The organism is Brachyspira sp. G79 (assembly GCF_002379365.1).
GTDB lineage: Bacteria > Spirochaetota > Brachyspiria > Brachyspirales > Brachyspiraceae > Brachyspira.
In genome coordinates this window covers 581,632-595,013 of sequence record NZ_JQIU01000008.1, presented here as the reverse complement: position 1 = coordinate 595,013, position 13,382 = coordinate 581,632, and the positions used below count along the sequence as shown (strand labels likewise).

Below are 13,382 nucleotides of genomic sequence, written 5' to 3'. Positions count from 1 at the left end.
CTTTTAGCTGATTGAACTTTTTTATTTTTTATTTCTGAAGCTATTTTATAAATCTCTTTTATATTATCCTCTATTTTTTTAATTACAATTTTATTTTCATTATCAAAAGTATATAAATATAAAATCCATTTCAAACTTAATTTATCTATATTTTTAGAAATAACATCAGACCAATCTCCTAAATACTCAAGAGATTCAATATTCCAATCCTCTAAAGAATCATAATACTGAAATCCGCTTCTAAATAACATTCCAATCATATTTTCTACTTTATTAACTTTCCAAGTACCCAAAGGCTGATTAAAACTTTCTGCATCATAAAATAAACATTGCATAGATACTACATTAGAAGTGTCCCATTTATCCAAAGTCTGATTAAACTTTTTAGCTTTATCAAAAACATAATCCATTTCTATAATTTGAGATGTATTCCAAGTATTTAATGGCTGATTAAATTCATAGCAAAATTTAAACATATTTGATATATATTTCAAATTAGAAGTATCCCATTTATCTAATGGCTGATTAAAACTATAACAATCTTCAAACATACTATTAGCATATTCTAATTTAGAAACATTCCAACTATTAATATTTTGATTGAAGTTTATACAATGCTTAAATATACTAGCAGTACTTATTACACTAGAAGTATTCCATTCATCTAAAGGCTGATTGAAATTCCAGCATTCTTCAAACATACTATTAGCATATTCTAATTTAGAAACATTCCAATTATTAATATTTTGATTGAAATTTCTACAATTCATAAACATACCAGTAGCACTTATTACATTAGAAGTATCCCAATTATCTAAAGGCTGATTAAAATCTATACAGCCTCTAAACATAAGTGACATATCCTTCACTTTACTTGTATTCCAATCATTTATATTTTGATTAAAATTTTTACATCCATTAAACATTCCTCGTATATCTGTAACATTTGATACATTCCACTCAGAAATATTTTGATTAAAATTTATGCAGTTATAAAATAAATGTCCCATATCTTTAACATTAGAAACATTCCATTTTTGTATATCTTCATTAAAACTATAGCAATTATAAAACATTCCTCTCATACTTGTAACATTATAAGTGTTCCAATTTCCTATGCCTGAAAAATCTTTTCTTCCTTCAAATGAGAATAGTCCGCTCATGTCGGTAATTAAACTTGTATCAATATCGCCCAAGTAAATATTTTCATCTTGTACTAACTTTTGTAGTTCATCTTTTGTTTCTGGTTTGTATTTATGCATAAAAATCCTCAAGTGCTTTATTATAATATTCTAAATATATTATTTTTAACCAGATTTTAATAAAATAGTAATAATTAGCTAATGATAATCTCTAAACATAGTTATTTTAACTTATTTATTTTATTTAGATATTGTTTAGAATATCATAAATAAAATAATAAATAACGGAGGATAAATATATGGCTAATACTTCAGTAGTTCAATTAATTAATCATGATAAATTAAATAATAGTAAATTAAAAATAGATAAAAAAATAAAAAAATAGGCGAGCTTTACTCGGCAGTATCCCATGGAGCAGGTGCTTTGCTTGCTATAGCAGGATTGGTACTTATGCTTATAAAAGTGCATGGTAATCCTTTGCCAGTTATAATTTATGGTGTAGGTATAATATTTTTATATACATTTAGTTCTCTATATCACTTTTTCCCATACGGAAGAGTAAAAAAATTATTTAGAAAATTTGATCATATAGGAATATATATTTTTATAGCAGCAACTTATACTCCGCTTTGTATATTTTCTCTTCCAAAAAATATTGGTATATTGATTTTATCTGTTATATGGGGCGGTGCTTTGATAGGGGTATTGTCAAACACAGTTTTTAAGTACAAAAATATATATTTAAGAGTGCTATTGTATGTATTAATGGGCTGGATAATAATATTCGCTTTCAAACCTTTATTAAATTCTTTTGATGTGCTTCATTTAAATTGGCTTATATTCGGCGGTATATTTTATACTATAGGTGCTTTCTTGTATGCACTTGGTAAGAGGTTTAATGATAAATCAAAACAGTTTACGCATGACATATTTCATATATTTGTACTTGCAGGTTCTTTTGCTCATTACTGGTTTTTATACAGCTATGTTATATAATTTATTTTTTATTTAAAACACTTTACATTTTTTATTTTATCTATATTATTATAAAGTTATCCTTTCAGTAATGGAGCATAAATGGTTAAGCGTATTAATATAGATGATTTTTTGAGAATGCAAAGAGAAGAGAATTTACCAATAATAGATGTACGTTCTCCTATAGAATATTCACATGCTCATATACCAGATGCATATAATGTATATTTGTTTAATGATGAAGAGCGTAAAAATGTAGGTACTATTTATAAGCAGGTAGGACGAAAGGAGGCTGTATTAAAGGGATTAGAATATGTATCTGTAAGAATGACGGATATATTAAAGAGCATAGACGATATAGCTAAAAATTATAATAATACAAATAAAATACTTATGCATTGTTTTAGAGGTGGTATGCGAAGTGAGTCTGTTGCTTGGCTTTGTTCGAGCTATGGATATGATGTTTATGTACTTGAAGGCGGATATAAAAAATATAGAAATTATGTATTATCTTCATTTGAAAAAAAATATAGAATATACCTTCTTACTGGAAGAACTGGAAGCGGTAAAACTCTTATACTAAAGAGATTAAAAGATAAAGGCTTTAATGTAATAGATTTAGAGAAAATAGCAAAACATAAAGGCTCAGCATTCGGCTGGATAGATGAGGGCGAACAGCCTAGTCAGGAACAATTTGAGAATCTTTTGTCTTTTGAACTTTCTAAATATGATATTAATTCTGTTTTATGGTTTGAAGATGAGAGTCTACTTATAGGAAGACGTGCTATACCTAAATCATTATTTAATAATATGAGAGATGCTGAGAAGATAATTTATTTGGATATACCTCAGGAATGTAGGGCTCTATATATAGTTAATACTTATGGAAAATACAGCATTGATGATTTAAGAGAATCTATATTAAAAATAAAAAAACGTTTAGGCGGCGAGAGATTAAAGGAATCATTAGAATTGCTTGATAATGGAAAAATGTACGAATGCGTACTAAATATGCTTTATTATTATGATAAGGCTTATAAACTCAGTATTACTGATGATGAAGAGAGACTTGTATCTATAGAATGTAAAAATCAGAACTTTGATGAAATAGTGGATTTAATATTAGCAAGAGTGAAATGTTAATTTGGACGGCAGTAACAAAAAATTATGAATCAGGAAATTAAAAGTTATATACATGAAAAATTGAAACGTATTCCAGATAAGTCTGGAGTATATTTTATGAAAGACAGCAAAGAAACTATAATATATATAGGTAAAGCAAAATCATTAAAAAAAAGAGTATCATCATATTTTAATAATTCAAATAAAGACGCTAAAACTACAGCATTAGTAGAGCATATAAGAGATATTGATTATATACTCACAGAAAATGAAGTCGAGGCTTTAATATTAGAAGCAGAGATGATAAGAAAGCATAAACCTCATTATAATATACTTCTTAAAGATCAGAAATCATTTCCTTTTATAGCGGTAACAAATGAACATTTTCCAAGAGTAATAAAGGCTAGAAATGTTATAGATAAAGAGAACGCTAAAAAATATAAAAAGTATTACGGACCTTATGTTGCTGCTGAGAAGGCTGATAATATAGTAAAGTTTGTTATAGATAATTTTAAGTTAAGAAGATGCAAATATGATTTCCCATTGAAAAAGCCCATAAGACCTTGCCTTTATTATCATATAGGAAAATGTACTGCTCCTTGTGCGGATTTGATAAATGAAGAAGATTATGATAAAACTATTGATGATGCCATTATGGTGCTTGAAGGAAATGTTGATGAGCTTTCTGCAAGACTAAGACAGGATATGTTTCAGCATGCAGAAAAGTTAGAATTTGAGGCTGCAAAAGATTTGAGGGATAAAATTGATTTGCTTAAATATATAACAGTAGAGCAGAGCATATATATTCCAGAGAGCGATGATATTGATATAATAGGAGCTTATGGAGAAAATGGAAATTATATAATAGTTATATTATCAGTTAAAGGAGGAAAACTTGCAGACAGAAAAACTTTCAGTATGCAGTCTCCTAATAATGATGAATATTATGCAGAAAAAGGCGTATCAAAATATTCTGAGATACTTTCTGCCTTCTTTACTCAGTATTACACTCATGCTAATTTGATACCTGCGTCCATATCTGTAGATTTTGCTGTTATGGATATTGATATTATAAAAGATTATTTAAAACAAATATCAGGCAGAGAAGTTGATATAAAATTTGATAAAAGCAGAAAAGGTTTGATGTCCATAGCAAATGAAAATGCTAAACATATATTTAGAGAAAAAGCACTTATCAGAGAAGTTCCTCTTGGCATAACAAGACTTAAGGAAATATTTAAACTTAAAAAAGCTCCTAGTATAATAGAATCTTTCGATATAGCCCATATTCAGGGAAGCTATACTATGGCTGGAATGGTGCGTTTTGTTAATGGGGTATCAGATAATAAAAATTACAGAATATTTAATATGAAAACAGTTACTGGAATAGATGATTTTGCTTCTATAAAAGAGGCGGTATATAGAAGATATAAAAGGCTTAGAGATGAGAATCTTACTTTTCCAGACTTGATACTTATAGACGGAGGAAAGGGACAGCTCAATTCAGCAATAGAGGCATTGAAAGAACTTGATATAAAAGGTCAGCCTATAATGGCATTAGCTAAAAAATTTGAAGAGATATATTTGCCCAATAGAAATGAACCAGTAAGACTTAGTGATAATGAACCAGCAAGACTTTTTTTACAGAAGGTAAGAGATGAAACGCATAGATGGGTTAATACTAGTCATGGTAAGAAAAGAAGCAGAGAGATGGTTAAAAGCGAGCTTGAAGGTATAAATGGATTAGGAAAAAAAGGAATAGAAAAACTATATGCTCATTTTATAAATATAGATAATATAAAAAATGCATCTTTTGAAAGCATAAGAAATATACCTGGTATTAGTTATAAAGTAGCTAATAATATTTACGATCATTTTCATAAATAGCAGCTATTATAATTTCTATTTTGATACAATTTTCCATACTTTTATTATGTCATTTATACTATAATCAAGAAAATCTTTATATCCACAAAAAGTTTTATCTTTATTATCTATATACATATTTTCTAACATTCTTTTGCATCCTAGTCGGCATATTTTAAAATACCTGCATAAACGGCATAATTTATAATCATCATTATTTATTATATCAGTCTTTTCATTAATAAAATCTTTAGCTTTTTGATTGTAATAAATATTATCAAAATCTTCGTCTGCTATATTACCTAATTTATAATTATCCACGCAGTAAAAATCGCAAGGAAAAACATCTCCATTACTTTCTATTATCATCTGATTTGTACATATTCCGTTTATACCGCAGGTCATAGGCGTATATCCGCCTCCCAATAATGGTATTATATTATCAAAGAACTGAATGCTGTAATAATTATTATTAAAAAAATCTTCCTTCCATAATGAAAATATTTCTTTATAGAAATTTGCAAACTCTTTTGGTTTTATAGAATATTCATTACTGTATGAATTTATTTCAGAGAGACATGGTATAAACTGAGTATATTTTATATTGAGTTTTTTTAATCTTTTTGTATACATCTTTAGGATATTTAGATAGTTCAGATGTTAATACTGTGAGTATATTGTATTCTATGTTAAATGCATCAAATAATTTTTTAGTTTCCAATACTTTATTGTATGTGGCATTTCCCATTTTGTCTGTTCTATATTTATCATGAATATCTTTTATCATATCAAAAGAAAGTCCGACTAAGAAATTATTTTTTTTGAATAACTCACACCATTTATCATCTATTAATATACCATTAGTTTGTATACTGTAATTTATATTAATATTTTTTTTATTTCTATTATTAACATAATCTATAAACGAATTAAAATATTCTATTCCTGCAGTAGTAGGCTCTCCGCCTTGAAATGAAAACAATACATTTTTATCAGCATTTTGAAATACTTTATCTATTATGGCTGTCATTACTTTTTCAGTCATAATACCGTTATTTTCTATTTTTCTATTTTTTGCTTCATCTATGTAAAAGCAGTATTTGCATTTTATATTGCATAAAGATGATGAGGGTTTGATTAATACAGATACATTATTCATTGCCATATCTTAATATGAAATGGTATAAATTTCAATATATAGTTGAATTCTAGACATTTTTTTACTATACTGATAGGGTAATATAAATATATGAGGAGTATCATATGAAGAAATATATTCTTGCATTGTTATTGTTGGTTTCTATTTTAATATCATGCGGTACAAAATCTTCTTCTTCAAAGAAGATACGTGTCGGAACAATGGTAAATACTGTTGCTTTACCTATAGCTTATGCTTTAGAAAATAACATGTATGCTGATGAAGGTATTGAAATAGAAATTTTAACATTTGCCAGCGGTGCTCCAATAAATGAAGCTTTTGCAGCTGGAGAAATAGATATAGCAGCTAGCGGTTTGGCTTCTGTATTTGCATTAGCACAAGGTAATGCAAAATGGATTGGAGAAGTTAATACTACAGGCGGTATGGGAATATTTGTAAGACAAGACAGTCCTATAGCAAAAGAAGTTGGAAAAGTTCCAGGAAATTCAAATATTTTAGGAAGTGTTGAAACAGTAAGAGGCTTGCAGATACTTGGTCCTTTAGGTACTACAGCACAATTTAATGCCATAGGTTATGCTAAGAAATTTGGTCTTGGAGGAAATGATATAAAAATGATACATATGGATAATGGTCCTGCATATCAGGCATTTATAGCAGGTGAAGGCGATGCTATAGCTGCTAGTCCTCCTCATTCTTTCCAAGCTAGGGAAGCAGGTTATATTTTAGCTGCTACTTTTGAAGATGCTACTGATGTTGTATCTATGGATGGAATATATGTAGGCACTAAATTTTTGGAAGAAAGAAGAGAAGATGTTGTTAAATTTATCAGGGCAACTTATAAAGCTTCTGAAATACTTTCTGACTATCAGACAAGATATGACTTTGAAAAAGATTGGTTTGAAAGAAATGGAAGGGTTTATGATGATAAAACTTTAGATAATGATATCAATTATAAGGTTTATGTCACTCCAGCTATGATGCAGGAAGATACTTATGTATTTGGTGATGGTATGACAGGAACTGCTGAATTCTTCTATGAAGATAATAAAATATCCAAAGATACATTACCAAATGTTCAAAAATCTTATGATGTATCTGTTATAAAAGATGCTTTGGGTATAGACGTAAAAGTTGATAAGTAAGTAAATAAAAAATGAGAGGGTGTATATGAAAAATGCCAAATATATTTTAATATCAGCATTATCAATATTTTTATTATTATTTATATGGTACTTGGTTACCGATGTAATGAAAATATTTACACCATCTTTACTTCCTAGCCCTATAACAGTTATTAAAACTTTTATAGTAAAATTGTATGACAAATCACCTGATGGAGCTACTATGATAGAGCATATGGCTTCTAGCTTGCAGATAACTTTAATAGGTTATTTTTTAGGTTTAATCATAGGAATTCCATTGGGTATATTAATGGCTTGGTATAAGCCTGTAGATATGTTTGTAAGACCTCTTTTTGATTTGCTTCGTCCAATTCCAGGAATAGCCTGGATACCTCTTATGATAATATTTTTTGGTATAGGAATAATGTCTAAGGCTATGGTAATATTTTTATCATCGTTTATAGCCTGTGTGGTTAATTCTTATAGCGGAATTAGACAAACTAAAGATGTTCATATATGGGTAGGAAAAACATCAGGTGCTTCTAATTGGCAATTGTTATATATGATAGCTATACCTACTTCTGTTCCTATGATTTTAACAGGTGTCAGATCTGCTTTAGGAGCTTCTTGGACTGCTTTGGTAGCTGCAGAATTATTAGCTTCTACTAAAGGTCTTGGTTTTATGATTCAGCAGTCAAGAGGTATGTATAGAACTGACATTATTATAGCAGGAATGATAGCTATAGGTATTATAGGTTCTATATTAACCTATTTAATAGGTTTGATTGAAAAACTAATACTAAGAGGAGCAAAATGGTGATGAAAGGTAGTAAATTCAAAGATATGTATCTGTCATTTTTTGCTGCTGTAATATCTATTGTAGTTTTTATAATTATATGGCAGTTAGCAGTTTCTTTCAGCGAGCTTGGAAAATTAATGCCGGGTCCTTTTACTGTAATATATGAGTTTTTCTATACATTAGTTAAGCCAATAGGTAAATATTCTATTATAGGACATGTAGCATGGAGTTTATCCAGAGTTTTAATAGCTTATGTTGTAGCTGCAATATTAGGTATTACCTTGGGAGTTTTGATGGGTTGGAATAGATATATTTGTGCAGTATTTGATCCTATATATCAATTGATAAGACCTATACCTCCTATAGCATGGATACCAATAGCTATATTATGGTTTGGTCTTGGAGAGCTTTCAAAATATTTTTTAATATTTTTAGCTGCTTTCAATACAATTACTTTGAATGCATATTATGGTGCAAAAAATGTAGATAAAACTTTAATAGGTGCTTCTAAAATGCTTGGAGCTAATGAAATACAAACTTTGTTTACTGTAGTATTACCTTCTTCTGTACCAGTTATATTTGCAGGTTTGCAGGTAGCTGTTTCTGTTAGCTGGGCTACTGTTGTTGGTGCTGAGATGGTGAGATCTTCTGAAGGGGCAGGATGGGTTATAATTAATGGACAGGAAACTAATAATACTACACAAATATTAGTTGGTATAATGGCAATAGGTATAGTAGGATATATTTTGGCTATCATTATGAGAAAAGTAGAGGATAAATTATGCTCATGGAACAAGAATTCGTAAAATATATGATAGAACTGAAAAATATTTCTAAAACTTTTGTAACTAAAAATACAAATTTTGAAGTAATAAAATCTTTAAATTTAAAAGTTAAAGAAAATGAATTTTTAGCTTTTTTTGGTCCTGGTCAATGCGGAAAAACTACAATTATTAATATAATTGCAGGGCTTGAAAAAACTACTTCTGGAGAGGTTATAGTTAATGATAAGCCTGTAAAGGGACCTGGTATAGATAGAGGTGTTGTATATCAGACTATATCTTTATTTCCTTGGTATACTGTTATGGGAAATGTAGAATATGGACCAAGAATAAGAGGTATCGATAAAAAAACAAGAAGAGAAAAAGCTCAGTATTATATAGATTTGGTCGGGCTTAATGGTTTTGAAAATTCTTACCCTATTCAAATTTCAGGAGGAATGAAACAACGAGTTGGTATTGCAAGGGCTTATTGTAATGAACCTGCTGTTATGCTTATGGATGAGCCTTTTGGAGCTCTTGATGCACAGACTAGATATCTTATGCAGGAAGAATTAGTTAGAATATGGGAAAAAGAAAAAAGAACAATAGTATTTGTTACTAATAATGTAGAAGAGGCTATATACCTTGCCGACAGGATTGTAGTTTTAAATGAATGTCCTACTTCTATAGATAAAGAATATATTATTGATTTGCCAAGACCTAGAAGCTATGTAGATAGTAAGTTTTTAAGTTTAAGGAAAGAATTATCTGCATTGGTATCTGATAGAATAGTTTAATTATTATTAAGAGTTGTTTTTTATGGAAAAAGAAATAAAAGTAAAAGTTAATAATTTAGTTAAAAAATTTGGAGATTTGCTAGTTTTAGATAATATTTCATTTAATGTTAATAAGGGTGATTTATTATGTGTTGTAGGACCCACAGGATGTGGAAAGACTACTTTCTTGAATAGCTTAACTAAACTTTACGATATAACATCTGGTGAGATACTTATCGATGATGAGCCTGTAAATTTAAAAAAACATAATATAGCATATATTTTTCAAGAAAACTCTACTATGCCTTGGAGAAATGTGGAAGAAAATGTTGCATTTAGTCTTGATGTGAAAAAAATTCCAAAAGAAGAAAAGAAGAGAAGGGTAGATGAATTTATAGAGATAGTAGGGCTTAGTAAATTTAGAAAATATTATCCATATGAACTGTCAGCTAGTATGCTTCAAAGAGTTGTAATAGCTAGAGCTTTTGCTATGTATCCGGAGCTTTTACTTATGGATGAGCCTTATGCTCAATTAGATATAGAACTTAGATATAAACTTGAAGATGAATTAGTAAAACTTTGGCAGAGAACTAAAACAACAGTTATTTTTATTACTCATAATATAGAAGAAGCTGTTTATTTGGGTGAAAATATTATGGTGCTTACTAATAAACCTACAAAAGTAAAAACTATAGTAGAAAATAATATGCCTAGACCTAGAGATATTGCTGATAAAGAATTTGTCAGACTTAGAAATTATGTAACTGATTTGATTAAATGGTGGTAGAATTATATGAAGCTTATAATGCTGATGTTTGATTCTCTTAATAAACATTTTTTAGAACCATATGGATGCACTTGGACTAAAACTCCTAATTTTAAAAGATTAGCAGAAAAAGCTGTTACATTTGATAATTGTTATGCTGGAAGTTTACCTTGTATGCCAGCAAGAAGAGAACTTCATACAGCAAGATATAATTTTTTGCATAGAAGTTGGGGACCATTAGAACCTTTTGATGATTCTGCTATAGAAATATTAAAAAAAAATGGAATATATACTCATTTAATAAGCGATCATCTTCATTATTGGGAAGACGGAGGGGCTACTTATCATAACAGGTATAATAGCTGGGAAATTGTAAGAGGACAAGAGGCTGATCATTGGAAAGCTGATTTAGGTTTTTTTGATTTACCTGAAAAGTATTTAGGTATTGTTAATAAACAAGATCGAATAAATAGAGAATATATGAAAAATGAAAATGATCATCCTTTAAGGAAGGTATTTCAGTTAGCATTCGATTTTTTAAATAATAATATAACCAAGGATAATTGGTTTTTACAGATAGAATGCTTTGATCCGCATGAACCATATTTTACTTATGATAAATATAAAAACAATTATGATTTTAATTATGATGATTTATATTTTGATTGGCCAAACTATTCAAAGGTAGAAGAAAATAATGATGAAGTTGAGCATTGCAGATATATGTATGCCGCTTTATTATCTATGTGCGATAATTATCTTGGTAAGCTTTTAGACTATATTGATAATTCAAAAGAAGATATTGTTTTAATAGTTAATACAGATCATGGTTTTTTATTAGGTGAGCATAATTGCTGGGGAAAAAATATACATCAGTTATATAATGAAATATCAAATATACCTCTTTTTATATATGAAACAAAAAATAATGAATCAAAAAACATAGAGCAAAGAAGAAAAGCATTGGTTCAGACTATAGATATACCTGTTACTATTTTAGATTTTTTTGGTATTGAAAAGACAAAGGATATGAAAGGTTTTTCTTTAAAAGAAACTATAAAGAATGATAATCAAATTAGAGAATATGCCTTATTTGGAATGCATGCCAATCAAATATGCATTACTGACGGTAGGTATATTCTTATGAAAGGTTACACAAATAAAGAAGATATACATTTATATAATTATACTTTGATGCCTACTCATATGATTGATTTTTTTAGTATGGATGAACTAAAAACTATGGAACTTCATAATGGTTTTAGTTTTACCAAAGGATGCAAGGTTATGAAAATAGAATATTTGACTTTGCCTAAAAAGATGACTTTAATAGATAAATTGGACTGGGTTTTATATGATTTATTAAATGATCATAAACAAGAAACCCCTATAGAAGATGAAAATATAAAAAAAGAAATGATTAAAAATATGGTTTTATTGATGATAGAAAATGAAGCCCCAATAGAAGAATATATAAAATTAGGAATATTAGAAGAGTATAATAAATATAAATAGTCATAATAAATTAAGGAGAAATTGAATATGAAAAAAAATATTTTATTTGTTTTTTCAGATCAGCAAAGATGGGATACAATGGGAATATACGGGCAGGAACTAGATGTAACACCAAATTTGGATAAATTAGGACATGAGGGTACTATTTTTGATAATACTTTTACATGTCAGCCTGTATGCGGTCCTGCCAGAGCATCTTTGCAAACAGGATTATATTCTTCAAAGGCTGGAGTGTTTGTCAATGCTATATCTTTACCTGAAAATATTACTACAATAGCAAAATTATTAAATGAAAATGGATACCAAACTGCTTATGTTGGAAAATGGCACTTAGCTACTGATGGACTTGGAAGGGATACTTCTAAAGAAGATTATATATTTAATCCAATACCAGAGAAAAAAAGAGGTGGATATAAAGATTATTGGGTAGCATCAGATGTGCTTGAGTTTACTTCAGATGGATTTAAAGGATATTTATTTGATAAGGATATGAATAAAGTAGAATTTGAAAAATATAGGGTTGATGCGGTAACTGATTATGCTTTAGATTTTTTAGATAAGAGAAATAATGATAAACCTTTCTTTTTATTTATATCATATTTAGAGCCTCATCATCAAAATAATAAAAATAAATATGAGGGTCCTCTTTATTCTAAAGAAAAATTTGGCAATTGTAAAATACCAGAAGATATTAAAGCATTGGGCTATGGCGATTCTAAAGAAAATTATGCAGATTATTTGGGGGCTTGTAATTCTATAGATTATAATTTTGGAAGAATAAGAGAAAAATTAGAAGAAAAAAAATTATTAGACGATACAATTATAATATATACTAGTGATCATGGGTCTCATTTTAGAACTAGAAATAAATCATTGCCTGAGTATGGATATGATGATTATAAGAGAGCATGCGAAGATGCTGCAATACATGTTCCGCTTATAATAAGGGGTGGGGATTTTAATTCTTCAAAAAGAGAAGAAAAGATCATAAGCTTAATAGATCTTCCGCCTACTATATTAAAAATTGCAGGAATAGAAAATAATAATATGGATGGAGAAGCTATACAGGATATTATAGCTGATAATAATCATGAAAATATTGCATTCTTACAAATAAGTGAAAGTTTTGTTGGAAGAGCTATAAGAACTCCTGAGTATACATTTGCTATTTACGATCCTAATAAAAATCCTGCTAAAGATAAGGATAGTATGCATTATCAAAGTTATATATTATATGATTTGAAAAAAGATCCATTGCAATTAAATAATGTTGTAAAAGATCCTAATTATTCAGAAGTTTTAAATATATTAAAGAATATAATAAAAAATAAAATAAAAAAAATAGAATGTATGGATATAACTATTGATTAATTATAATT

General features: G+C 28.5%; 13 protein-coding genes. 10 read left to right on the top strand and 3 right to left on the bottom strand.

The annotated features are described in order from the left end of the window. Positions 1-1,262 (bottom strand): BspA family leucine-rich repeat surface protein (locus KQ44_RS04060; protein ID WP_143277873.1); only part of this gene is annotated, 1,262 nt, incomplete at its 3' end. A gap of 304 nt (positions 1,263-1,566) precedes the next feature. Here KQ44_RS04060 and KQ44_RS04055 point away from each other — a divergent pair. From KQ44_RS04055 to uvrC, 3 genes are all read left to right on the top strand, one after another. Next, positions 1,567-2,139, top strand: coding sequence for a hemolysin III family protein (locus KQ44_RS04055; RefSeq protein ID WP_240516472.1), 573 nt, complete (start codon positions 1,567-1,569; stop codon positions 2,137-2,139). 81 nt (positions 2,140-2,220) lie between these two features. Next, a complete protein-coding gene (gene mnmH / locus KQ44_RS04050) occupies positions 2,221-3,261 on the top strand; it encodes a tRNA 2-selenouridine(34) synthase MnmH (RefSeq protein WP_096736338.1) in 1,041 nt (346 codons plus the stop codon). Between the two features lie 24 nt (positions 3,262-3,285). Further along, positions 3,286-5,127: an excinuclease ABC subunit UvrC gene (gene uvrC / locus KQ44_RS04045; RefSeq protein ID WP_096736337.1), complete on the top strand. Its 1,842-nt coding sequence runs from the start codon at positions 3,286-3,288 to the stop codon at positions 5,125-5,127. Between the two features lie 15 nt (positions 5,128-5,142). Here the strand turns inward: uvrC and KQ44_RS14800 are convergent, their stop codons facing one another. Then, positions 5,143-5,739 (bottom strand): SPASM domain-containing protein, encoded by a 597-nt coding sequence (locus tag KQ44_RS14800; protein ID WP_240516470.1) that lies wholly within the window; start codon positions 5,737-5,739, stop codon positions 5,143-5,145. Further along, a complete protein-coding gene (locus KQ44_RS14795) occupies positions 5,675-6,265 on the bottom strand; it encodes a radical SAM protein (protein WP_240516469.1) in 591 nt (196 codons plus the stop codon). The genes KQ44_RS14800 and KQ44_RS14795 overlap by 65 nt, the downstream gene beginning before the upstream one ends. Before the next feature lie 104 nt (positions 6,266-6,369). Between KQ44_RS14795 and KQ44_RS04035 the strand changes: the two genes are divergently transcribed. Genes KQ44_RS04035 through KQ44_RS04005 form a run of 7 tightly spaced genes read left to right on the top strand, consistent with a single transcriptional unit; the run spans position 6,370 to position 13,374 of the window. Further along, positions 6,370-7,407 carry an ABC transporter substrate-binding protein gene (locus KQ44_RS04035; protein WP_096736336.1) on the top strand — a complete coding sequence of 346 codons (1,038 nt, stop codon included), beginning with the start codon at positions 6,370-6,372 and terminating at the stop codon, positions 7,405-7,407. A gap of 25 nt (positions 7,408-7,432) precedes the next feature. Then, positions 7,433-8,206, top strand: a complete 774-nt coding sequence (locus KQ44_RS04030; RefSeq protein ID WP_168171254.1) for an ABC transporter permease — start codon at positions 7,433-7,435, stop codon at positions 8,204-8,206. Beyond that, positions 8,206-8,991 (top strand): ABC transporter permease, encoded by a 786-nt coding sequence (locus KQ44_RS04025; RefSeq protein WP_096736335.1) that lies wholly within the window; start codon positions 8,206-8,208, stop codon positions 8,989-8,991. Before KQ44_RS04030 ends, KQ44_RS04025 begins: the two co-directional genes overlap by 1 nt. Next, positions 8,973-9,743, top strand: a complete 771-nt coding sequence (locus tag KQ44_RS04020; protein ID WP_096736334.1) for an ABC transporter ATP-binding protein — start codon at positions 8,973-8,975, stop codon at positions 9,741-9,743. Before KQ44_RS04025 ends, KQ44_RS04020 begins: the two co-directional genes overlap by 19 nt. A gap of 22 nt (positions 9,744-9,765) precedes the next feature. After that, a complete protein-coding gene (locus KQ44_RS04015) occupies positions 9,766-10,509 on the top strand; it encodes an ABC transporter ATP-binding protein (protein WP_014488308.1) in 744 nt (247 codons plus the stop codon). A 6-nt stretch (positions 10,510-10,515) separates the two neighbouring features. Continuing rightward, on the top strand, positions 10,516-12,003 hold the full coding sequence (locus KQ44_RS04010) for a sulfatase (RefSeq protein ID WP_168171253.1): 1,488 nt from the start codon (positions 10,516-10,518) through the stop codon (positions 12,001-12,003). A gap of 27 nt (positions 12,004-12,030) precedes the next feature. Next, entirely contained in the window at positions 12,031-13,374 is a 1,344-nt protein-coding gene (locus KQ44_RS04005; protein WP_096736333.1) for a sulfatase-like hydrolase/transferase, read from the top strand. Positions 13,375-13,382: the final 8 nt, after the last annotated feature.

Coding starts and splice junctions, on each gene's coding strand:
- mnmH (WP_096736338.1), top strand. CDS start 2,221: ATGGTTAAGCGTATTAATATAGATGATTTTTTGAGAATGCAAAGAGAA.
- uvrC (WP_096736337.1), top strand. CDS start 3,286: ATGAATCAGGAAATTAAAAGTTATATACATGAAAAATTGAAACGTATT.
- KQ44_RS14800 (WP_240516470.1), bottom strand. CDS start 5,739: ATGTATACAAAAAGATTAAAAAAACTCAATATAAAATATACTCAGTTT.
- KQ44_RS14795 (WP_240516469.1), bottom strand. CDS start 6,265: ATGAATAATGTATCTGTATTAATCAAACCCTCATCATCTTTATGCAAT.
- KQ44_RS04035 (WP_096736336.1), top strand. CDS start 6,370: ATGAAGAAATATATTCTTGCATTGTTATTGTTGGTTTCTATTTTAATA.
- KQ44_RS04030 (WP_168171254.1), top strand. CDS start 7,433: ATGAAAAATGCCAAATATATTTTAATATCAGCATTATCAATATTTTTA.
- KQ44_RS04025 (WP_096736335.1), top strand. CDS start 8,206: ATGAAAGGTAGTAAATTCAAAGATATGTATCTGTCATTTTTTGCTGCT.
- KQ44_RS04020 (WP_096736334.1), top strand. CDS start 8,973: ATGGAACAAGAATTCGTAAAATATATGATAGAACTGAAAAATATTTCT.
- KQ44_RS04015 (WP_014488308.1), top strand. CDS start 9,766: ATGGAAAAAGAAATAAAAGTAAAAGTTAATAATTTAGTTAAAAAATTT.
- KQ44_RS04010 (WP_168171253.1), top strand. CDS start 10,516: ATGAAGCTTATAATGCTGATGTTTGATTCTCTTAATAAACATTTTTTA.
- KQ44_RS04005 (WP_096736333.1), top strand. CDS start 12,031: ATGAAAAAAAATATTTTATTTGTTTTTTCAGATCAGCAAAGATGGGAT.